The organism is Bartonella sp. AP58NXGY, from assembly GCF_042195785.1.
GTDB lineage: Bacteria > Pseudomonadota > Alphaproteobacteria > Rhizobiales > Rhizobiaceae > Bartonella.
Genome location: NZ_JBHIOY010000449.1, coordinates 1 through 509 on the forward strand (window position 1 = coordinate 1; position 509 = coordinate 509).

Here is a 509-nt window from a genome sequence, read left to right on the forward strand (position 1 = left end):
TTTTTTGGTGAGTTTAAAGCATACGACCAAATTGATGCAGCACCAGAAGAGCGTGCCCGTGGGATTACCATTTCTACAGCACACGTTGAGTATGAAACGGAAAGCCGTCACTATGCGCACGTTGACTGTCCTGGACACGCCGATTATGTGAAAAACATGATCACAGGGGCAGCGCAGATGGATGGTGCCATTTTGGTTGTTTCAGCAGCTGATGGTCCGATGCCACAGACCCGTGAGCATATTTTGCTTGCTCGTCAGGTTGGAGTTCCAGCGATTGTTGTTTTTCTCAATAAAGTTGATCAGGTTGATGATGCGGAGCTTTTGGAACTTGTAGAGCTTGAGGTTCGGGAACTTTTATCCAAATATGATTTTCCAGGAGATGAAATCCCAATTGTAAAAGGTTCTGCGTTAGCAGCCCTTGAGGATAAGGATAAAAGCATTGGTGAAGATGCGGTTCGTCTTTTAATGAGCGAGGTTGATAATTATATTCCAACCCCTGAGCGTCCTGT

1 protein-coding gene is annotated in these 509 nt (G+C 45.4%); it reads left to right on the forward strand.

Annotation, left to right across the window (positions count from 1 at the left end; genetic code table 11):
* Positions 1 to 509: GTP-binding protein (locus ACFINC_RS11940; protein ID WP_375617329.1), on the forward strand; the 509-nt coding region annotated here is incomplete at both ends.